Source organism: Paraburkholderia bannensis NBRC 103871 (assembly GCF_000685015.1).
In the GTDB taxonomy this organism is placed as follows: Bacteria; Pseudomonadota; Gammaproteobacteria; order Burkholderiales; family Burkholderiaceae; genus Paraburkholderia; species Paraburkholderia bannensis.
Genome location: NZ_BAYA01000013.1, coordinates 66,955 through 87,266, shown reverse-complemented (window position 1 = coordinate 87,266; position 20,312 = coordinate 66,955). Strand labels below are relative to the sequence as shown.

Annotated in this window: 15 protein-coding genes; 8 read left to right on the top strand and 7 right to left on the bottom strand. The window is 65.8% G+C overall.

Translation table 11 applies throughout. The annotated features are described in order from the left end of the window. Position 1 precedes the first annotated feature (1 nt). Together BBA01S_RS41915 and BBA01S_RS20320 are read left to right on the top strand one after the other, a co-directional pair. Positions 2-1,435, top strand: coding sequence for an efflux transporter outer membrane subunit (locus tag BBA01S_RS41915; RefSeq protein ID WP_084162372.1), 1,434 nt, complete (start codon positions 2-4; stop codon positions 1,433-1,435). Between the two features lie 8 nt (positions 1,436-1,443). Continuing rightward, complete coding sequence (locus BBA01S_RS20320) at positions 1,444-2,229, top strand: response regulator (RefSeq protein ID WP_052391810.1); 786 nt, start codon at positions 1,444-1,446, stop codon at positions 2,227-2,229. A 32-nt stretch (positions 2,230-2,261) separates the two neighbouring features. Here the strand turns inward: BBA01S_RS20320 and BBA01S_RS20315 are convergent, their stop codons facing one another. Both BBA01S_RS20315 and acnB read right to left on the bottom strand, forming a co-directional pair. Further along, complete coding sequence (locus BBA01S_RS20315; RefSeq protein WP_042297582.1) at positions 2,262-4,190, bottom strand: putative bifunctional diguanylate cyclase/phosphodiesterase; 1,929 nt, start codon at positions 4,188-4,190, stop codon at positions 2,262-2,264. 253 nt (positions 4,191-4,443) lie between these two features. Then, complete coding sequence (acnB, locus tag BBA01S_RS20310) at positions 4,444-7,029, bottom strand: bifunctional aconitate hydratase 2/2-methylisocitrate dehydratase (RefSeq protein ID WP_027818067.1); 2,586 nt, start codon at positions 7,027-7,029, stop codon at positions 4,444-4,446. 459 nt (positions 7,030-7,488) lie between these two features. On the opposite strand from acnB, the gene BBA01S_RS20305 reads away from it, so the two are divergent. The 5 genes from BBA01S_RS20305 to BBA01S_RS41910 all read left to right on the top strand — a co-directional run bounded on the left by BBA01S_RS20305 (position 7,489) and on the right by BBA01S_RS41910 (position 12,707). After that, complete coding sequence (locus BBA01S_RS20305; RefSeq protein ID WP_027818066.1) at positions 7,489-7,932, top strand: (2Fe-2S)-binding protein; 444 nt, start codon at positions 7,489-7,491, stop codon at positions 7,930-7,932. Continuing rightward, the gene (locus BBA01S_RS20300) at positions 7,913-10,108 is read left to right on the top strand and encodes a xanthine dehydrogenase family protein molybdopterin-binding subunit (RefSeq protein WP_027818065.1); all 2,196 of its coding nucleotides are present in this window, start codon (positions 7,913-7,915) and stop codon (positions 10,106-10,108) included. The genes BBA01S_RS20305 and BBA01S_RS20300 overlap by 20 nt, the downstream gene beginning before the upstream one ends. Before the next feature lie 44 nt (positions 10,109-10,152). Beyond that, positions 10,153-10,485, top strand: coding sequence for a c-type cytochrome (locus BBA01S_RS20295; protein WP_027818064.1), 333 nt, complete (start codon positions 10,153-10,155; stop codon positions 10,483-10,485). 93 nt (positions 10,486-10,578) lie between these two features. Beyond that, complete coding sequence (locus BBA01S_RS20290; protein WP_027818063.1) at positions 10,579-11,652, top strand: porin; 1,074 nt, start codon at positions 10,579-10,581, stop codon at positions 11,650-11,652. A 53-nt stretch (positions 11,653-11,705) separates the two neighbouring features. Continuing rightward, positions 11,706-12,707 (top strand): AraC family transcriptional regulator, encoded by a 1,002-nt coding sequence (locus BBA01S_RS41910; RefSeq protein WP_042297581.1) that lies wholly within the window; start codon positions 11,706-11,708, stop codon positions 12,705-12,707. Here the strand turns inward: BBA01S_RS41910 and BBA01S_RS20280 are convergent. From BBA01S_RS20280 to BBA01S_RS20260, 5 genes are all read right to left on the bottom strand, one after another. Then, a complete protein-coding gene (locus BBA01S_RS20280; protein ID WP_027818062.1) occupies positions 12,685-13,785 on the bottom strand; it encodes a linear amide C-N hydrolase in 1,101 nt (366 codons plus the stop codon). The genes BBA01S_RS41910 and BBA01S_RS20280 overlap by 23 nt on opposite strands. Positions 13,786-13,949: 164 nt before the next feature. Further along, a complete protein-coding gene (locus BBA01S_RS20275) occupies positions 13,950-14,579 on the bottom strand; it encodes a DUF2894 domain-containing protein (RefSeq protein WP_042297580.1) in 630 nt (209 codons plus the stop codon). Then, on the bottom strand, positions 14,572-15,237 hold the full coding sequence (locus tag BBA01S_RS20270; protein ID WP_027818060.1) for an OmpA family protein: 666 nt from the start codon (positions 15,235-15,237) through the stop codon (positions 14,572-14,574). Before BBA01S_RS20270 ends, BBA01S_RS20275 begins: the two co-directional genes overlap by 8 nt. After that, positions 15,234-18,701 carry a DUF802 domain-containing protein gene (locus BBA01S_RS20265; RefSeq protein WP_027818059.1) on the bottom strand — a complete coding sequence of 1,156 codons (3,468 nt, stop codon included), beginning with the start codon at positions 18,699-18,701 and terminating at the stop codon, positions 15,234-15,236. The genes BBA01S_RS20270 and BBA01S_RS20265 overlap by 4 nt, the downstream gene beginning before the upstream one ends. A 10-nt stretch (positions 18,702-18,711) precedes the next feature. Continuing rightward, positions 18,712-19,518: a DUF3348 domain-containing protein gene (locus tag BBA01S_RS20260; protein ID WP_027818058.1), complete on the bottom strand. Its 807-nt coding sequence runs from the start codon at positions 19,516-19,518 to the stop codon at positions 18,712-18,714. A 206-nt stretch (positions 19,519-19,724) separates the two neighbouring features. Here BBA01S_RS20260 and BBA01S_RS45985 point away from each other — a divergent pair, with 206 nt between their 5' ends. Beyond that, a complete protein-coding gene (locus BBA01S_RS45985; protein ID WP_084162370.1) occupies positions 19,725-19,940 on the top strand; it encodes a type II toxin-antitoxin system Phd/YefM family antitoxin in 216 nt (71 codons plus the stop codon). The last annotated feature ends 372 nt before the right edge of the window (positions 19,941-20,312 follow it).

The following is a 20,312-nucleotide window of genomic DNA, read 5'->3' as shown; positions in this document are numbered from 1 at the left end:
TATGAAGCTTTATCCTGTTCGAATCAGCACCACGCTGTGCACGACGATCGCGCTGGGCGCGACGCTGCTCGCCTTGCAGGGCTGCACGGTCGGCCCCGAATATCGCCGTCCCGATGTCGTGACGCCCGTCGCGTTCAAGGAAGCGCCAAAAGGCTGGAAAAGCGCCGCGCCCGCCGATGGCGCCGCTCGCGGCGACTGGTGGAACGTCTATCACGATCCGGTGCTGGACTCGCTCGTGCCACAAGTGGCGATCAACAACCAGAACCTGAAGGCTTACGAAGCGGCGTATCGCCAGGCGCTTGCAGTCGTGCGCGAGGCGCGCGCGAATCTCTCGCCGACCGTGTCCGTCGCGCCAGGCGTCACGCGCGCGCGCAGCAGCGGCGCGACGGCGACCACGGGCTCGCTGGAAGCCACTGCGTCGTGGGATCTCGATCTCTGGGGCAAGGTGCGCCGCCAGATCGAAAGCGACAAGGCGAGTGCCCAGGCGAGCGCCGCGCAGCTGGCGGATCTCACGCTGTCCGCGCAGGAAGAACTGGTATCGGATTACTTTTCGATGCGCTACCAGGACTCGCTCACGCGGCTCCTGAACGACACAGTGAAGGCCTATCAGCGCAGCCTCGATATCACGCGCAACCAGTATGAAGCGGGCGTGGCGTCGCGCTCGGACGTGGTGAGCGCGCAGACGACGCTTGCGACGACGAAGGCATCGGCCATTGCCGCCGAGGAACTGCGCGACCAGTACGAACACGCGATTGCGCTGCTGATCGGCCGCCCGCCGTCGGAACTGACGATTGCGCCCGACGAGCTCGCGCAGAGCGTGCCCGACGTGCCGCTCGTGGTGCCGTCGGCGCTGCTTGAACGCCGCCCCGATATCGCCGAAGCCGAGCGCACGATGGCGCAGGAAAATGCGCTGATCGGCGTGGCCGTGGCCGCGTACTATCCGACGATTTCGCTGTCCGGCGCGGCGGGCTTCTCGGGCGCCGCGCCGCTCCTGAGCGCGGCCAATGCGCTCTGGTCGCTCGCGGCAAGCGGCAGCGAAACGCTGATCGACGGCGGATCGCGTTCGGCGGCGGTCGATTCGGCGCGCGCGACGTTCGACCAGAGCGTCGCCAACTATCGCCAGACGGTGCTTTCCGCCTTCCATGACGTCGAAGACGAATTGTCGAACCTGCGCGTGCTGGGCGAGCAGGCCGTGGCCGAGGAAGAGGCTGTGAAGCTGGCGCGCCAGTCGGTGCAGATCGCCCTCGACGAATACCAGGCGGGCACGGTCACCTATACGACCGTCGTGACCGCGCAGGCGACGGCGCTCTCGAACGAGCAGACGGCATTGCAGGTGCGCTCGAATCGCCTGATCGCGAGCGCGAGCCTCATCAAGGCACTGGGCGGCGGCTGGAACGCCACGCAGTTGCAAGACACGAAGCAGGCGCAGCGTTGAGAGTCGACATGCAACACGTGCCGTTGCGCACGAACCCGGCTGCGATGATGAAGTCGCTCTCGCAGCGCATTCTGCTGGTCGATGCCGACGAGGCGCTCTGCGAACTGCTCACGCGCTTCCTGGGCGACGCGGGGTATCGCGTTTCGGTGCTGCACCGGGCCGCGCAACTGCCGGTCGACATGCGCGCGACCTTGCCCGATCTGGTGGTGATGGAGCGCCGCTTTCCCGACCTGGACGGCTTCACCGCGCTCAAGGCATTGCGCGGGCACGGCGACCCCACGCCGGTGATCGTGATGTCGTCGCTGGCCGATGCGATCGATCGCGTGATCGGCCTGGAACTCGGCGCGGACGATTATCTGGCCAAGCCCTTCGTCCCCTCGGAGCTGCTTGCGCGTATCCGCGCGGTGCTGCGGCGCACGCTGGCCGGCACGCAGCCCGATGGGCCGATCTCATCGGGTTACGCGCAATACAAGCAGCCCGACGTCTGTTTTGGCCCGTATCGCATGGTGTACGCGTCGCGCACGGTGTTGCGCGACGGCGTGCCGCTGTGTCTCACGGAAAGCCAGTTTGCGTTGCTCTCGGTATTCGCTCAGCGGCCGATGCAGACGTTGTCGCGCAACCGCCTCGCAGTCCTGCTGCAAGGCGGCATCCTCGAAAGCAGCGTCAACGTGGCGATTGCGCGGCTGCGCGAGATGCTGCCGTGCAACGCGGCGCAACCGCACTGGATCCGCACGGTGCGCGGCGAGGGCTACCGGTTCGTGCCGGATCCGGCGCACGCGGGCGCGGCTTCGTGAGCTTTGTGAGCTTTGTGACCGACCCGCTGGCGTCAGGCGGACAGCGCGGTGCGCTCGCTCGCCAGATAGGACGCAATCGCGCTGGCGTCCATCGGGCGCGAGCAATAGTAGCCCTGCACGAGCGTTGCGCCGAGTCCGGCGACCGTCTCCAGTTCCGCTGCCGTTTCGACGCCCTCGATCACGCATTCGAGCATCATCTGGCGGCTGAGGCTGAGCAGGGTTCGCACGACGGTGAAGGCCGTGGTGCCCTCCTGAAGACCGGTGACGAATGTCCGGTCGATCTTCAGGCGGCTCAGCGGCAGCTTGCAGAGATAGGACAGGCTCGAATAGCCGGTGCCGAAATCGTCCACTGACAGGCCGCAGCCGAGACTGCGGAATTCCTCGGCGGCGTGGCGAACCTGCTCGAAGTCCTGGGCCATCGCCGTTTCGGTGATCTCGAAGTCGATCCGCGCCGGATCGATGCCGCTTTCGACGATGCGTTGCGCGAGGCCGTCCACGACCCGCTCATCGGCGAAATCGTGCGCCGAGAGATTGAACGACAGGCCGATGCGCGAAGGCCACTGCGCCGCGCACGCCAGCGCCTTGCTGAACAGCGCGAGCGTCATGTCGTTGATGATGCCGCTGCGCTCGGCCGCCGGAATGAACTCCCCCGGCGATACATTGCCGAGCGACGCGCTATGCCAGCGCGCAAGGGCCTCGAAGCCGACGGTGCGCGCCTCGTCCAGCGAAACGATCGGCTGGAACGCAACCGATAGTTCGTTGTCCAGATCAGGCGAGCGCAGCGCCTGGGCGATCTGCGACTCGCGGATGATCGCGTTGCGGTGCGCCTGCGAAAAGATGGTCGCCGATCCGCGGGCGCGGCGCTTGCCCTCATAGAGCGCGTAGTCGGCGGCTTCGAAAAGATCAGCCTTGTTGCGCGAACTTTGCGGATAGGTCGAAAAGCCGAGAGTCGCGCCCAGCCGCACCGAACTGTCGCCGACGATCACCGGATCGCAGAAAACATCGGCAATATCGCGCCCGAAGAGCGCAAGGCGCCTGTCCGAGCAGTCGCCCGTCACGATCAGGCCGAACTCGTCGCCGCCGAGCCGCGCCAGCACGGTCGCGCCCAGGCATGCCGCTGCAAGGCGCAACGACGCCTCCGCAAGCACCTGGTCGCCCGCCGAGTGGCCGTGAATGTCGTTGACCGACTTGAAGCCGTCGAGATCGACGAGTCCCACCGCGAGCCGCTCGCCGCGCGCGCTGGCGCTCTCGAAGTGCACGTCGAGTGCGTCGAAAAAGGCGCGGCGGTTGGGCAGGTTGGTGAGGCTGTCGATATTCGCGAGACGGCGGTTCTCGCTTTGCGTGGCGACGAGAGCGGCGAAATTGCGGAAGTGCGTGAACGAGACGACCAGCATGGCAATCGACACGAGCGACGTATCGATTGCCACCGCCTGGAACACGTCATTGCCCGACACCAGGAACGTCGTGACGAGCGCACCGTTGACAATGGCCGTCACCGTGAAGGCGGCAGAGAGCACGTGCATCAGGCAGAAAATCACGCCGATGACCGTGATCGCCATGTAAAACGCGACGTGCAGCTTGAAGGCTTCGTCACCGTGCGGCATCAGCGAGAGCGACCACGTCGTGAAGACGATCGCAAACACCCACGCGAGCCTGCGCGTGCTTCGCAAGACCGACGCCGCCTGCGCTTCGCTTACCCTGGTGGTCGCAAGGCGCAGCCACGACACGATGCGCACGAGGCAGAACGCCGTGAGAACCAGCGGGCACGTGTAGCCTTGCCATTGCGGGAAATTGCTTTCATGTGGCAATACCATGCCCCATGTATTGACGATCAGTAGTCCATACATCATGGGCAGCTGATAGATCATGATGCGCAACTGCGCGAGCTTCAAAGCCGCGCTATCGTCCGCTTCGGAACGATTGCGTATGGTGCCCCAATATTGAATCAGAAAATCGAGCATTATTCAGGGCGCAACCGCGCATGAGTGCGCGAATGAGAGGTCATTCCTCGTTTACGACCTGTTGCGCATTTTCTGGAGTCGAAGTTGACCAGATGGTTACTATTGGACAGATTTGAGGGCGAGCGTCAGGCGCATGTCAGGCAGGCGTAAGGCGTGGCCCAAAAAAAACGCCGCAGGGCATGACCCCTGCGGCGTTTTTATCAAGCAGCGCGATGCGCGAACCTCACGCCATCGCCCCGCTTAATCGTGCAACTTACATCTGCACCGTATCAGCGACTTCCTTGAAGTCTTCGATCTTGTCGAAGTTCATGTACTGATAGATCTTGTCGCCGTTGGCGTTCAGCACGCCCATATCGGCCATGTACTCTTCCTTGGTCGGGATCTTGCCCAGACGCGAGCAGATCGCCGCCAGTTCCGCCGAGCCCAGGTACACGTTCGTGTTCTTGCCCAGACGGTTCGGGAAGTTACGCGTCGACGTCGACATGACCGTCGCACCTTCGCGCACCTGTGCCTGGTTACCCATGCACAGCGAGCAGCCCGGCATTTCGGTACGCGCGCCAGCCGTGCCGAACACGCCATAGTGGCCTTCTTCGGTCAGCTGCTTCTGGTCCATCTTGGTCGGCGGAGCGACCCACAGCTTCACGGGGATGTCACGCTTGCCTTCGAGCAGCTTCGAAGCCGCGCGGAAGTGACCGATGTTGGTCATGCACGAACCGATGAACACTTCGTCGATCTTGGCGCCAGCGACGTCCGACAGCGTCTTCACGTCGTCCGGGTCGTTCGGGCAGGCCACGATCGGCTCGTGAATGTCGGCCAGGTCGATTTCGATGACGGCAGCGTAGTCTGCGTCCGCATCCGGTTGCAGCAGTTGCGGGTCGGCCAGCCAGGCTTCCATCGCCTTGATACGGCGTTGCAGGCTGCGCGGGTCCTGGTAGCCCTGGGCGATCATCCACTTCAGCAGCGTGATGTTGCTGTTGAGGTACTCGATGATCGGTTCCTTGTTCAGGTGCACCGTGCAACCGGCTGCCGAGCGCTCTGCCGATGCATCCGACAGTTCGAACGCCTGCTCGACCTTCAGGTCGGGCAGACCTTCGATTTCGAGGATACGGCCCGAGAAAATGTTCTTCTTGCCTTGCTTGGCGACCGTCAGCGTGCCTTGCTTGATGGCCCACAGCGGGATCGCGTTGACGAGGTCACGCAGCGTGACGCCCGGCTGCATCGTGCCCTTGAAGCGCACGAGCACCGATTCCGGCATGTCCAGCGGCATCGTGCCGGTGGCGGCCGCGAACGCGACCAGGCCCGAACCTGCCGGGAAGCTGATGCCGATCGGGAAGCGCGTGTGCGAGTCGCCGCCGGTGCCGACGGTGTCGGGCAGCAGCATGCGGTTGAGCCACGAGTGGATCACGCCGTCGCCCGGACGCAGTGCGATACCGCCGCGCGTGCTGATGAAGTTAGGCAGCGTCTGGTGCGTCTTGACGTCGACCGGCTTCGGATACGCTGCCGTGTGGCAGAACGACTGCATCACGAGATCCGACGAGAAGCCCAGGCACGCCAGGTCCTTCAGTTCGTCGCGGGTCATCGGGCCCGTGGTGTCCTGCGAGCCAACCGAGGTCATCTTCGGTTCGCAGTACGTGCCCGGGCGCACGCCCTGGCCTTCCGGCAGGCCGCATGCACGGCCAACCATCTTCTGCGCGAGCGAGAAACCCTTGCCGCTGTCGACCGGTTGTTGCGGCAGGCGGAACAGCGTCGACGGTGCGAGACCCAGCGCTTCACGCGCCTTCGCGGTCAGGCCACGGCCGATGATCAGCGGAATGCGGCCGCCGGCGCGCACTTCGTCGAACAGCACGTCGGACTTCACCGTGAATTCGGCGATGACTGCGCCGTTCTTGATGGCCTTGCCTTCGTACGGGCGCAGTTCAACGACGTCGCCCATTTCCATCTGCGACACGTCGAGTTCGATCGGCAGTGCGCCGGCGTCTTCCATCGTGTTGTAGAAGATCGGAGCGATCTTGCTGCCCAGGCACACGCCGCCAAAGCGCTTGTTCGGGATGAAGGGGATGTCTTCGCCCGTGAACCACAGCACCGAGTTGGTGGCCGACTTGCGCGAGGAGCCCGTGCCGACCACGTCGCCCACGTAGGCGACCAGGTGACCCTTTTCCTTCAGCGATTCGATGAACTTGACCGGGCCGCGCTTGCCGTCTTCTTCCGGCGTGATGCCGGGGCGTGCGTTCTTGAGCATCGCCAGTGCGTGCAGCGGGATGTCCGGGCGGGTGGTTGCGTCCGGTGCCGGCGAGAGGTCGTCGGTGTTGGTTTCGCCCGTGACCTTGAAGACCGTGATGGTCAGGCTTTCCGGGACTTCCGGACGGCTCGTGAACCATTCTGCGTCGGCCCAGCTTTGCAGCACGGCCTTGGCGTTGGCGTTGCCCTGGTCGGCGAGTTCCTTGACGTCGTGGAACTGGTCGAACATCAGCAGGGTTTTCTTGAGCGACTCTGCGGCGACCGTGCCGACTTCGGCGTCAGCCAGCAGTTCGATCAGCGGGGCGATGTTGTAGCCGCCCAGCATCGTGCCGAGGAGTTCGGTGGCGCGAGCGCGCGAGATCAGCGCGCAGGCGGTTTCGCCCTTGGCCACAGCGGCCAGGAAGCCGGCCTTCACGCGAGCGGCTTCGTCCACGCCAGCCGGCACGCGGTTGGTGATCAGGTCGACGAGGGTCTGCTCTTCACCGGCGGGCGGGTTCGTCAGCAGTTCAACCAGCTCGGCGGTCTGTTGGGCCGTCAGCGGCAGGGGGGGAATGCCGAGCGCGGCGCGCTGGGCTACATGAGCACGGTAATTTTCAAGCATGGGGGGACCTGCTGGTATTGCGTTTCAGGGGAAGGCTTTCCATGGACTACTGCAGCCACGATTCTAATTGACAAGCGACTCCAGCGTCAAATGTCTTATGTCTTATATAAGAGTTAAGTCTAGTGATGGCGCGCCAGAGTTGCGCCGGAAGTCGTCTGGGTCGATCTCGGCGTCATCGTAGCTCCTCATTTTGTTTCGCAGATGGAACGCAGAATCGTATTTGAACGATTATGCGGCCCCGTCTGATTGCCTGTAAGCGAGCAATAATCATTAAATACATGAGCTTATAGAGAATAAGAGTCGCCCTTGTCGCTCAAAAAAGCCAGAAATCGAAAGAGACGATCGGCTACTTTTTTGGGTCTCCGCGCCATTGCCGGGCTTTTTGTCCAGGCGAAAAATGCCATCCATAGCCGACGGTTTTCGCACCGGCCGGCCAGGCGAATCGAGAGGAGACAACGCATGCAATTCACACTGAATGGCCAGCCATTCGATTTCGACGGCGACCCGGACACGCCGCTGCTGTGGGTGATCCGCGAGACGGCGGGGCTGTGCGGCACGAAATACGGCTGCGGCATCGGCGCGTGTGGCGCCTGCACCGTGCACCTGGAGGGCGAGGCCACGCGCTCGTGCGTGTTGCCGGTGTCGGCGGTGGCGGGCCGGCGCATCACGACCATTGAAGGCCTGTCGCCCGACACGACCCATCCGGTGCAGCGCGCGTGGATCGCGAAAGACGTGCCGCAATGCGGCTATTGCCAGTCGGGCATGGTGATGGCCGTGGCCGCGCTGCTCAGGCAGCATCCGCATCCCACCGATGCGCAGATCGACCAGGGCGTGACGAACCTGTGCCGCTGTGCGACCTATCACCGTATCCGCGAGGCCGTGCATGCTGCTGCAGACCACTGAGCGCGCGGGGCGCCGCGATTTTCTGAAGGCGGGTCTTGCGCTGGCGGGCAGCCTTGTCCTGCCGCTCTCGCTGAGCGAGCCTGTGGAGGCCGCGCAGGACGGCGCGCGCTATCGCGAGATCAACGACTGGGTGCGCGTGGACGCGGACGGCCGCACGGTCATCGGGCTGTCGCAGGCCGAGGTCGGGCAGGGCGTCTACACGGGCCTGCCGCAGATTCTCGCCGACGAGATGGACGCCGACTGGCGTCTCGTGAGCGTGGCGTTCGTCACGGGCCGCGACGCCTATCGCATCAGCGCGGCCAACGAGCATCCGCAGCAGTTCGTGGGCGCGTCGATGTCGGTGACGATGTTCCACGCGCGCTTGCGTGTGGCCGGTGCGCAGGCGCGTCAGGTGTTTCTGGAAGCGGGCGCGCGGCGGCTTGGCGTGCGGCCCACGCAATGCACGACAAAGAGCGGGCGCGTGATTCACATGCAGACGGGCCGCTCGTTCGGCTACGGCGAGCTGCTTGCCGATGCGGCGAAGCTGCCGCTCGATCCGCAGCCGCGCTTGAAGCCCGAATCGGCGCGCGCGCTGATCGGCCAGCCGCTGCACAAGCTCGACGTGCCCGCGAAGGTGAACGGCAGCGCTGTGTTCGGCATCGATGTGAAGGTGCCGGGCATGCTCGCCGGTTTCGTGAAGATGGCGCCCACGCTGAACGGCAAGCCCGTGGCGGTGCGCAACCGCGACGCCGTGCGCGCGCTCGCGGGCGTGGTCGACGTGGTGCAGGCGAAGGACGCCGTGATCGTCGTCGCCGATACCTACTGGCAGGCCAAGAAGGCCGCGGACACGCTCGACGTGCAGTGGCAGGACGATGCGCCGCCTGCGGACAGCGCGACGATTCGCGCGCAGAACAAGGCCGCGCTGATGGCGCAGAAGGCGGTGGTGGCCACGCAGATCGGCGATGCTGCCGCGCAGTTCGCCAGTGCACCGGAGGCGCCGAACGCGCCGAAAACGATCGAAGCGGATTACCACACGCCCTATATCGTCCACGCGACGATGGAGCCGGTGAATGCGTGCGTGCACGTGCGCGAGCATGAAATCGAAGTGTGGGGGCCGATCCAGGGGCAGGACAAGGTGCGCTGGACGCTTGGCAGCATCTTCAAGCTGCCGCCCGACAAAATCATTGTGAACACAACGTTCCTGGGCGGCAGCTTCGGACGCAAGTATGTGCCCGATTTCGTGATTCACGCAGCCGTGGCTTCGAAAGCCGTGGGCCGTCCGGTCAAGGTGATCCGCTCGCGCGAAGACGATATTCGCCACGGCTTCTATCGGCCTGCTGCATCGGCGCGCATGCGCGCGGTGCTGGGCGCGGACGGTTATCCCACCGCGATGCATCTGCGTGTGGTCGGCCAGTCGCTCTACTGGGCCATCAAGCGCGATTACTTCGAGAAGGCGGGCGGCTGGGACGAAACCATGCTCGACGGTCTCTACGACCTGGGGTATTCGGTGCCCAACCTGCTGGTCGATTCGGTGAGCGTCGACCAGCACGTTCCCGTGAGCTTCATGCGCAGCGTGGGCAGCACGTCGAGTGTGTTTTTTCTCGAAAGCTTCGTGAACGAACTCGCGCACGCGGCGCGTATCGACGCGCTCGACTACCGGCGCACGCTGCTGCGCGGCGATCCGCTGGCGGTGCGCGTGCTCGAACGCACAGCGGCGCGCGCGGGCTGGGCGCGCAAGCCTGCTGCCGGTTTGCATCGCGGTCTCGCTTATTGCCTCTACACGGGGCGCGGCGGCGCGTTCACCACGTACGTCGCGACCATCGTCGAGCTGCGCATGGTGGACGGCCGCGCGAAGCTCGAACGCATCGTGTGCGGCATCGACTGCGGGCGCGCCGTGAATCCGATGTTGATTCGCGAAATGGTGGAGGGCGGCATTGGCTTCGCGCTCACCAATACGTTCAAGAGCGACATCACCTTCAAGGACGGCGCGGTGGAGCAGCAGAATTTCGCCGATTATCCGCTGCTCTATCTCGCGCAGATGCCGAAGATCGAAGTCGAGATCGTCGAAAGCGAGCGTGCGCCGCAAGGCTGCGGAGAGGTATCGCTGCCGCCCGTTGCCCCCGCCGTGGCCGCTGCGCTGTTCGAGGCGACGGGTACGCGCCTGCGCACCATGCCGCTCGAACAGGAACTGGCCTGAACCGCTTTAAACCCCCACAAAAACAGGAATCGAACGTGATCCCATTGCGTCATTTGCTGGTCTCCTTCGCTGCGCTTGCCAGCGTCACCACGGCGTTTGCCGAACCCGCCGTGGACGCCGCGCGCGCCCGCCAGATCGCCACTCAGCATGCGTGCTTCGGCTGCCATGCCATCGATAAAAAGCTTGTGGGCCCGGCCTATCGCGACGTGGCCACGCGATACAACGGCAAGCCGAACGCCGTGTCGACGCTGGTGGCGCATATCCAGAATGGCAGCTCGGGCGTCTGGGGCGCGGTGCCCATGCCCGCCAATGCAATCAGCGCAACCGATGCGCAAACCGTCGTGCAGTGGATCCTGGCCGGCAGCAAGACCGACTAGGGCGCACACCCGCAGTACCGTGCCGGGCCGTTTATCTGGCCCGGCACGCATTCCAATAAATCAGCATGACTGAATAATGGTTCGGAGATCGCAATGAAGAAGACTCTCGTGGCAGCATCGCTCGCAGCGGCATCGGCTTTCGTGTGGGGGCAGAGCAGCGTGACGCTCTACGGTATCGTCGATACGGGCATCGAGTACTACAACAACGCCGCCAAGGGCGGTTCGTTCGTGGGCATGCCCACGCTGACGGGCGAGGTGCCGTCGCGCTTCGGTCTGCGCGGCGAAGAAGACCTGGGCGGCGGCTACAAGACTTTCTTCGTGCTGGAAAGCGGCTTCGCGCCGGGCAGCGGCTCGCTCAATTACGGCGGCCGCCTGTTCGGGCGCCAGGCGAATGTGGGCGTGAGCAGCCAGTACGGCGCGCTCACACTGGGCCGGCAGATGAATATGTCGATGTACGCGTTGTTCAATGCGGACGTGATCGGCCCGTCGATTCATTCGATGGCGAGTTTCGACAGCTATTTGCCCAATGCGCGCAGCGACAATGCCGTGGGCTACATGGGCAAGTTCCACGGCGTCACGCTGGGCGGCACGTATAGCTTCGGACGCGATGCGGCGGGCCCGGCCGGCCCATCGGCGACCAACTGCGCGGGCCAGGTGCCGGGCGACGCCGTGGCCTGCCGCCAGTACACGATGATGCTGGCCTACGACAGTGCGTGGGGCGGCGCGGCGGCGTCCTATGACGTGATGTACGGCGGCACCGGCGCGTCGGCGCCGCTCGTGAGCAGCGCGGACGTCGACAAGCGCACCATCGTCGACGCCTATGTGAAATACGGCCCCGCGAAGCTCGGCGGCGGCTGGATCCGCCGCGATACCTCGGCGGCAGAGCACGCCCAGTCCGATATCTTCTTCCTGGGCGCGACCTGGTATGTGGTGCCGACTTTCTCCCTCGACGCACAGGCCGTGCGCTACATCCTGCGCGAGCATTCGAATTCGACCCTCGTAATTGGGCGCGCGAATTATTTCGTCTCCAAGCGCACCACGCTTTATGCTTCGCTTGGCTACATGATGAATAGCGCGCTGGCCGCGAACGCCGTGGCGGCGGCGGGCACGGTCGCGACGGGCGCGAACCAGTTCGGCGCGATGATGGGCATTCAGCAACGCTTTTAAAGCGGCTTTCAACCCGCACGCCACGCCCACAAAAACATGACGGAGACGACACGATGGCGATGGATCTCTTGAGCGCCGCGCTCGCCGACCTGCGCGCCGACGCCGTGGTAACAGGGCATTTTTCGCTCAACGCGCCCTGGGCCATCGCGAAACCGGCGGTGGAGGGCGCGGCGTTCAGGACGGGCTTTGGCGGCCCGTTTTATGTCGCCGTGGAGGGGAGCGAGCCGCTGCGCGTCGAAGTCGGCGATTTCGTGCTGCTGCCGCACGGCCACGCACATGTGCTGAGTTCGGCGCCCGGCGTCGAGCCGGTGCCGTTCGACGATATCGTCGCGAGCGCGGGCATCAGTCCGCGCTTCGACACGCCCTTGCGCCTGAGCCTGGGCGAAGGCGGCCCCGCGAGCGAGCTGTACACCGGCATCATTTTTTACCGCGAAGCGGTGCGCAATCCGCTCTTTTCCGTGCTGCCGCCGCTCATCCACGTGCGCGCCAACGACCCGGCGGTCGGCCCCTGGCTGGCGGACACGCTGATGGCGTTTATCCGCGAATCGATGGCGTGCCAGCCGGGCTGGGCCGTGGCCGCCGCGCGTCTTGCCGATGTGCTGTTCGTGCAGTTGTTGCGCGCGCATCTATCGTCGGCGATCAGCCATACGGGCTGGCTGCGCGGCCTCATGGATCCGCAGATCGGCCGTGCGATCGCGCAGTTGCATCGCTACCCGGAGCGCGAATGGACGGTCGAGTCGCTGGCGGCTACCGCGGGCATGTCGCGCTCGCGCTTCAGTGCGCGCTTTGTCGAACTGGTCGAGGAGACGCCTATCGGCCATCTCACCGCGTATCGCATGTATGTCGCGAGCGGGGCGCTGCGCGATTCGCGGCGGCGCCTGATCGAGATTGCGACGAGCGTGGGTTACGCGTCGGAAAAGGCCTTTATCCGCGCGTTCCGGCGCTGGTCGGGCATGGCGCCCAAGCAGTACGCGCGCAGCGTGAAAGACCCGTATTACGTGGCGAAGCCCGTGGCCGCCGCGCGCGGCGATATCACGGAGCGGGCGCAGGCATGAACTTGAACGAGGGCGTCGGCACGAACTTGTCGGCGGTCTCGCCCGAGAACATCTGTCCCGCTGCGATCGTGAGCTTGAGCACCGGCGCGCCGGGTTTGAGATCGAGCTTGCGCAGCGAGACCCAGAACGTGTCGGGCCGCGTGGCCGAATCGAAGTAATAGACGAGGTCGGTCTGGTCGGCCACCGTGCGCCAGATCGTCGAAGAGAGATTGGGCGTCTCTGGCGTGCGGATCCCAAGCGGCACGCTGACCGAACGCATCAGGCTCATCACGCTCGCGACCTGCTGGTACGCGCCGTTCTGTTGTGGCACGCCGGCCATGTAGTTCGGATCGGGGCTTTTCGGAATCGCGTCGAGCAGGAACGACGCGCGCACGAAGCGGTCGGCGGCGCGATTGGTGCCCGGCAGGAAGCTCAAGCCGCCAATGCCCTTCCAGTAGGTATCGAGCGCGAGCTGTTCGCTATAGATCGGCGAATTCGTCATGATGCGATACGCCTTGCCGTGGTGGATCACGAGCTTGCCGTCGAGATATTCGAGGATCGCGGAGTCGCCGCTCGCATCCGATAGCGAAAGGTGAATCGTGATGGGCTTACCGTTGGGCAGCGGCGGCGCGATGATCTGGAACGGCTCCTTGCCGAGCGCCTGCACGGCTTCGCTCACGCTCGCATAGTTGTCCAGCACGTACTGCGCCCACAGGCTGATCGACATGGGCTTGCGGGCCGGGTCGGGCTTGCCGTAATCGGTCTCCGAAAGATAGAGCGCGTTGGCGACGAGGCCGCGTTCGTTCATGCCGTCCACGCTGCCGATGTCGTAGCCCGACACCACCACGCTGCCGTATTTCGCACGCCAGCGCGGCGACTTCGGCCCGGCGTTGCCGTCGCGCTCGATCCCTGCGGGAAAGACCCAGAGGTTCGAGAGCATGTCCTCCGACCAGTCCATGTTGCGGCCCGTGATGACGAGGCCGCTGTCGCCCACATAGAGCGCGCGCGTGCAGGAGAACGCCACGGAGGCCGTGAGCAGCGCGGCGCAGGCAAGGACGCCCGCGCAGAGACCGGCGAAGCGGGACAGGGATCGTGACATGTTGCGCACTCCGTTGGACGTACAACCGGCGGGCCGGAAGACCGATGGCGAGAGGGATGCAGCAGGACGCTGCGATCATGCCACGGAAGGCGCAAGGGACGGCGCGGGAATGGCCGCGCGCGATTGAGGTGCTATCGACGTGCTAGCGACGCGTTATTGACGTGTCATTGACGCGCGCGCGTGCGGCGGGGCTTTTTCGCGGCGCCCGTTTGCGCGGTCTGCGCGGCGGGCGGCGCCATGCCCGCGTGCAGGTCTTCGAACCAGGCAAGACCGTCGGCGTAGGCCAGGAACTGGCGCAGGTAGCGCGGCGAGAGATCGCGCATGAGAAAGAGCGCGCGGTGCACGAGGTGGCTCGAATTGAGCGGGCCTGCGTTTTTCGGTACCTGGTCGCGCGATTGTTGCACTTGCTGATCGGCGCTGACCTTTTGCCAGACGTCGCGGAAATAATCGAGCAGCGCAGTGGGCGCGCCGTCGCGTGTTTCGCGCGACATTGCATCGATCAATGATGCGAAGGCATCGTTTGCAGGCGCGTTGTCTGCAGGCTTCGGTGCAGGGCTGCCCGCTTCGATTTGCTGCGCATAGGCCGCAAGGCGCGTGTCGATGCGTGCATCGAGTACATCGCGCACCGCGCCTTCAAGCGCCTGCGCGCGCTTTTCCATGGCGTCGAGCGTCGCAAACGCTACCGGATCGACACGATCCGCGCCCTGCGCGCGCCATGCCTCAAGCGTCACGCGCGCGGTGCTTTCGTGTGCCGGATTCGATGCCTGCACAACGTTTTGCACGCGATCATTCATGGGCGTCCTGCGGCTTCGCGGCTGCGTTGCTCATGCTCGACGAACGCGGCACGGGTGCGATTTCCACGCGGCGATTCTTCGCGCGGCCCGCTTCATCGGCGTTCGAACTCACGGGCTGCTCCGACCCGAACGCCGCCGCAAACACGGACGAAGCCGGTACGCCCGCATCGATGAAAGCGCGCGTGACCGTCAGCGCGCGCTCGGCGGACAGCTCCCAGTTGTCGGCGAAACGGCGATTGCCCGCGTGAACCTGCTGGTCGTCGGCGAAGCCGCTCACCATGAGGATTTCGTCGCGATCGTGCAGGTACGCCGTGAGCGGCCCCGCGAGGCTCTTGAGCAGGTCGCGACCTTGCGGCTGCAACTGGTCGGAGTTCAGCGCGAACAGCACGCTGCCGCTGATGCCGATGCGCCCGTTCACGAGCGTCACGCGCCCCGCCGCGAGCGGGCCGGCCAGCGCCTGTTCGAGCGTCTGGCGCCGCTGCGCTTCCTGCTGGCGCGCCTTGACCTCGTGCGCGAGGCGCGAGGACGCTTCCATCTGCATGCCGATCACGCCGACGAGGATCAGCACGAACGCGCCCAGCAGCGCCGCCATCAGGTCGCCGAACGCGGCCCAGACGGGCGCGGTGGGCTCTACGCCGCCGTCGATTTCGTCGTTCATGCGGCTTCGCTTCCGGCCAGACGTTGCAGGCTATCGATGATCTGCTTCTGCGACAGCAGGCTCAAATCGACCACTTCGCGCGCCTGGGCGACGTAGTAGGCGAGCTGGTCGTCGCTGCGCGCGAGCGACTTGTCGAGCGCGGCTTCGATGCGTTCGAGCTGCGCCGTGAGCTTGTCGTTCGACGCGCCGAAGTGCTGCACGGCCACGCCGAACGCGTCGCCAAGGCTCGCCACTTCGACGGCGCTGCCCGTGACCTGGGCCGCGACGCCTTCGAGCGTCTGCGCGCCGGCTTCGACCTGCTGGTCGAAGCGCGCACCCACGCGTTCGAGCAGGCCCGCCGACGTATCGACGAGCGCGCCGATGGCCGCGCGCTGTTCGGTGCTCGCGTGGTTCACGGCGTCGAGCAGCGTGGTGACGGTGGCGAGCAGGCGGCCGCGCTCTTCGAGCATCGCGGTGTCCTGCACCATGCTCTCGTGGAGCTTCTGGCGCAGCTCGGCGACGACCTCGGCGGCCACGCGCGGCGCTTCCGACGCGGCTTCGACGAGGCGTGCGATTTCGGCGATGGTGCCGCTCGCGTGCGCTTCGGTTTGCGCGGAGATGGCGCTGGCGGTTTGCTTGAGCGCTTCGGTGATCGTCTGCTGGTGTTCGGCGGCTTGCGCGCTGGCGGCTTGCCAGGCGGTCGCGTTGGCTTCGGCGGCGCGGGCGATTTCGGCGATGGTGCCGCTCGCGTGGGCTTCGGTTTGCGCCGAAATGGCGCTGGCGGTTTGCGCGAGTGCTTCGCTGATCGCTTGCTGGCGCTCGGCGGCCTCGGCGCTTGCGGCTTGCCAGGCGGTCGCGTTGGCTTGAGCAGCGCGCGCGATTTCTTCGATCGTGCCCTTGGCGTGCGCTTCGGTTTGCACCGAGATCGCGTTGGCCGTTTGCGCGAGGGCGTCGGCAATCGCTTGCTGGCGCTCCGCGGCGTGCGTGCTGGCGGCTTGCCAGGCGCTGGCGTTGGCTTGAGCAGCGCGGGCGATTTCTTCGACCGTGCCCTTGGCGTGCGCTTCGGTTTGCGCCGAGATGGCGTTGGCCGTTTGCGCGAGGGCGTCGCAGATGGCTTGCTGGCGCTCGGCGGCCTCAGTGCTTGCGGCCTGCCAGGCGGTCGCGTTGGCTTCGGCTGCGCGGGCGATCTCGGCGATCGTGCCGCTGGCGTGCGTGGCGGTTTGCGTCGAGATCGCGTTGGCCGTTTGCGCGAGGGCGTCGCAGATGGCTTGCTGGCGCTCGGCGGCCTCAGTGCTTGCGGCCTGCCACGCCGTCGCATTGACTTCAGCCGCGCGCGCGATCTCGGTGATCGTGCCGCTGGCGTGCGTGGCGGTTTGCGTCGAGATCGCGTTGGCCGTTTGCGTGAGGGCATCGCAGATCGCTTGCTGGCGTTCTGCGGCATGAGTGCTTGCCACTTGCCATGCTGCCGCGTTCGCCTCAGCCGCGCGCGCGATTTCAGCAATCGTGCCCTTGGCGTGCGCTTCGGTTTGCGTCGAGATGGCGTCGGCGGTTTGCGCCAGTGCATCGGCAATCGCTTGCTGGCGTTGCTCCGCTTGCGTGCTTGCCGCTTGCCATGCTGCCGCATTCGCCTCCGCTGCGCGCGCGATTTCCGCGATCGTGCCGCTGGCGTGCGTCCCGGTGCTTGTCGCGATAGCCGACGCCGTTTGCGCGAGCGACTCGCAGATCGCCTGCTGGCGTTGCTCGGCGTGCGTGCTGGCGGCCTGCCATGCCGACGACGAAGCCTCGGCGACGCGCGTGATTTCGGCGATGGTGCTGTTCGTCTGCGCTTCGGCCTGCGCGGCCATCGTGCCCGCCGTGGTCGCCAGGGTTTCGCAGACGTCCTGCTGGCGCTGCGCCGCTTCCGTGCTGGCCGCCTGCCATGCGGCGGCTGCCGTTTCGGTGGCGCGGGCGATTTCGGCGAGCGTGCTGTTGGTGTGCGCCTCGGTGCGCGCGACGATCTCGTCGGCGGTTTGCGCGAGCGTCGTGCAGATCGCCTGCTGCTGGTCGGCCGCCTGCGTGCCCGCCGCGCGCCATTCGTCGCGCAGCGAGGTGCTCATCGCGTCGAGCGTAGCGCGCCAGGTCGCCAGACGCGCCTCGTCGCCTGCAGCGAGCTGCGTCTGCAGATCCGTCTGCGCCTCGCCCACGGCGCGCACGAGCGCGGCGGCGTGCTGCTCGAAGGTCGCGGCCGCAGCGGCGAGCGCCTGCTGGTTGTCGCCCGCAAGCTTCTGGCCGGCCTGTTCCTGACGCGCCAGCGCGTCCTGCCAGGACTGCGAAACCCCCGCCGCCGAAGCCGCGAGGCGCGCATCGACATCGCGCACCAGATGGGCCGAACGCGTTTCGAAGGTGGCGCTGAAGCGCTCCAGCGCACCTTGCAGATCGTCCGCAAGCGCCTCGCCTGCGCGGCGCTGCTCGTCGAGCGCGGCGTTCCAGATGCCCGCGACGCGCGTGGCGTTGGCCTCGAAACCCGACGTGAGACCGTCGAGCTGACGCTCCACCGCCTGGGTCAGCGTGCCGTGCAGCGCGGCGCTTTCGCGCGCGAGACCCGCCATCGTCGCTTCGACGACCGGCGCGAACGCCGCGCCCGCGGCGCGTGCGCTTTCGGCGGCGCTGGCCTTGAGCGAGTCGCCCACGGTCGACGCGAGGCGCGCGTAAGTCGCTTCCGCATTGCCCAGGAACGCTTCCTGGCTGGCGATATGACGCTCGCCGAGCGTGGTGTTCTGGCGTTCGATGGCCGTCATCATCGACTGGAGACGCTCGGCCAGCAGCGGCAGCGCTTCGGCCTGGCGCTGCATCAGCGCGAAGCTCGCCTCGCGCTGATGGGCGTGCGAGAACGGACGCAGCGTGCTGGCGATCTGCGCGTCGAGACGCTGGGCGGCCTCGATGCGCTCGCGGCGGCACAGCGCCGAAAGCAGGCCCAGCATCGCCGAACTGGCGACGCCCGCAATCGAGGTGCCGAACGCGAAGCCCAGGCCCCGGATCGGGCCGGCGAGCGCGCTGCGAATGCCGTCCAGGTCGCTCGCGCCGTCCAGCGCGATGCCGGTGCCGCGCAACGTCGCCACCATGCCGAGCAGCGTGCCGAGCATGCCGAGCAGCACCAGCATGCCGACCAGGTAGGGCGTGAGCGCGGGGCCGGGCAAGGCCGCGCGCTCGCCTTCCACGCGTGCGCGCACGGCGCTGCGCAGGCTGGGGTGCAGGCGCTCGATCCAGCCGTTGAGCGTGGCGGGTGTGGCCGCCGCCGGGGCGGCCAGCGCGTCGACGGCCTGGGCGAGGCTGCCGGTGGCCTGGCGGTAGCGGCGCAGTTCGAGCGCGCCGCCCACATAACAGGCGCCGATCAGGAGCGTGACGGCGAGCGCGAGCGGACTGGAGCCGACGTAAGCGGCGGCGATCCAGCAAACGGCGAGCAGGCCGGCGAGGAAAACAACGAGATCGATGCGAAGTCTGGACATAGTGTTTGTTTTAGCGGGCGCGAAGGGCGGCGAGCAGCCCTTCGACCGGTTGAAACCGAACATCCAGTTCGGCGAGCAACAGGCTCTGCATATCTTTGCGGAACGTGGCGAGCCACGCGCCGCTGGTGTTTTGTGGCTGGGTTTCGGCCGGAGCTTCGGCTTCGGCGTCAGTTTCTGCTTCGGTGGCTTTGGCGGCTTCGGCAGCTTGGGCTGCTCCGGCGGCCTGATCGGCCTTGCGCAGGCGCTCGAAATACTTGCCCAGCAGGCCGGGCACCGTGCCCAGCAGCGTGCGCTCGCGCACCGACAGCGAGCGCTCCATCACCGCGTCGAGCGCAGCAAGCTTCGCCATCGCCGACGACTGGGCCGCGAGCCGGTTGCGCAGGCGGGTGCGCAGGTCGCCGATATCGGCCTCCATCTTCTGCTGGAGCGCCAGATAGCTCTGGCGGAACATCGCGTAATCAGCCGGCATGTCCGGCGCTTCCTGCACCTGCTGCACGCGCGCATGACGGGCGTGGCCAGGCTGCGGGCGCGGCGGGGCGAGCACGGCGTCCGTGACGATGGCCTTCGACAGCGCCGAGCGCAGGTTCAGGCAGCGCTGCGCCTCGTCCTCCCCGTCGGCGCGCACACCCGTCGCCACGGCGGGCGCAGGGGCGCTGAGCACCGTCGAGAGCCCGATCGCGTCCGTCCAGCCGAGCCACTGGCTCAGCCGGTCGGCGAGCGGCTGCTGGGAGGCTTGCACGTCGGTTTCGCCGATGCGGGCAAGCAGACGAACGAGGGCCGGGCCCGAAAGGGCCGTCCGCGGCGGGGGATGAGCCATACCACACGAGATAAAAAAGGCAGCAGTTTACACGGCGCAGCGCCTTGAATCGCGCTTTTGCGTCCGAAGGCGGGGGATTTTAAGTGGGGCGGGGGCGGGGAGCTAGCGGGGGAAGGGCTGGGGTGGGGCGGAGGAAGGTTGATCGGGATGGGTTGTCTGGTCGGGGCAGGTGCCCTAATTTGGTCATTTCCTCTTTGGAAGCAGCCATGCCAATTGTCGATATTGATGATGCGGCGCAATGCCTCTCGGGCTTGATCGATCGTGCACTGGCCGGTGAGGACGTCGTGATTGCAAGGGCGGGAAAACCCGTGGTGTGTCTAGTGCCTGTTGAGTCGGTGAAGGCCAATCGACGCTTTGGTGCGCTGAAGGGAAGCGTGCGTATTGCCGATCACTTCGATGCTTCACAAGGTGAAAGCACGTAGGCGATACCTTTAGAGTTGCTCGAAGCATCCGTACGCACCGAGCAACTTTTCGCTGGGCATCCTGCCCTGGCGAACTGCAGATCTAGTTGCTCAAGCACGCTGGGATGAGTGTTACTTCTGCTCTCGTGCCGGTTGGTTCATATTTGCTGCCTGGCTTCGCGGGCTTATAAACGTGTGCTGCGACTTCCGTCGTTGCGGATCGGACGCCGAGTACTAACAGGGCGTCCTTGGCGTTTTTTGCTCGTTCTTCTGCAATGCGTTGTGGATTTCGTTCTCGCGTATCCGCAAGACCGATAACTGAAATGCCTTCGAGGGTAGACCGTGTGCCGCCTGTATCTACAATCCAATTGGCTAGTGAAAGAATTTCCGAGT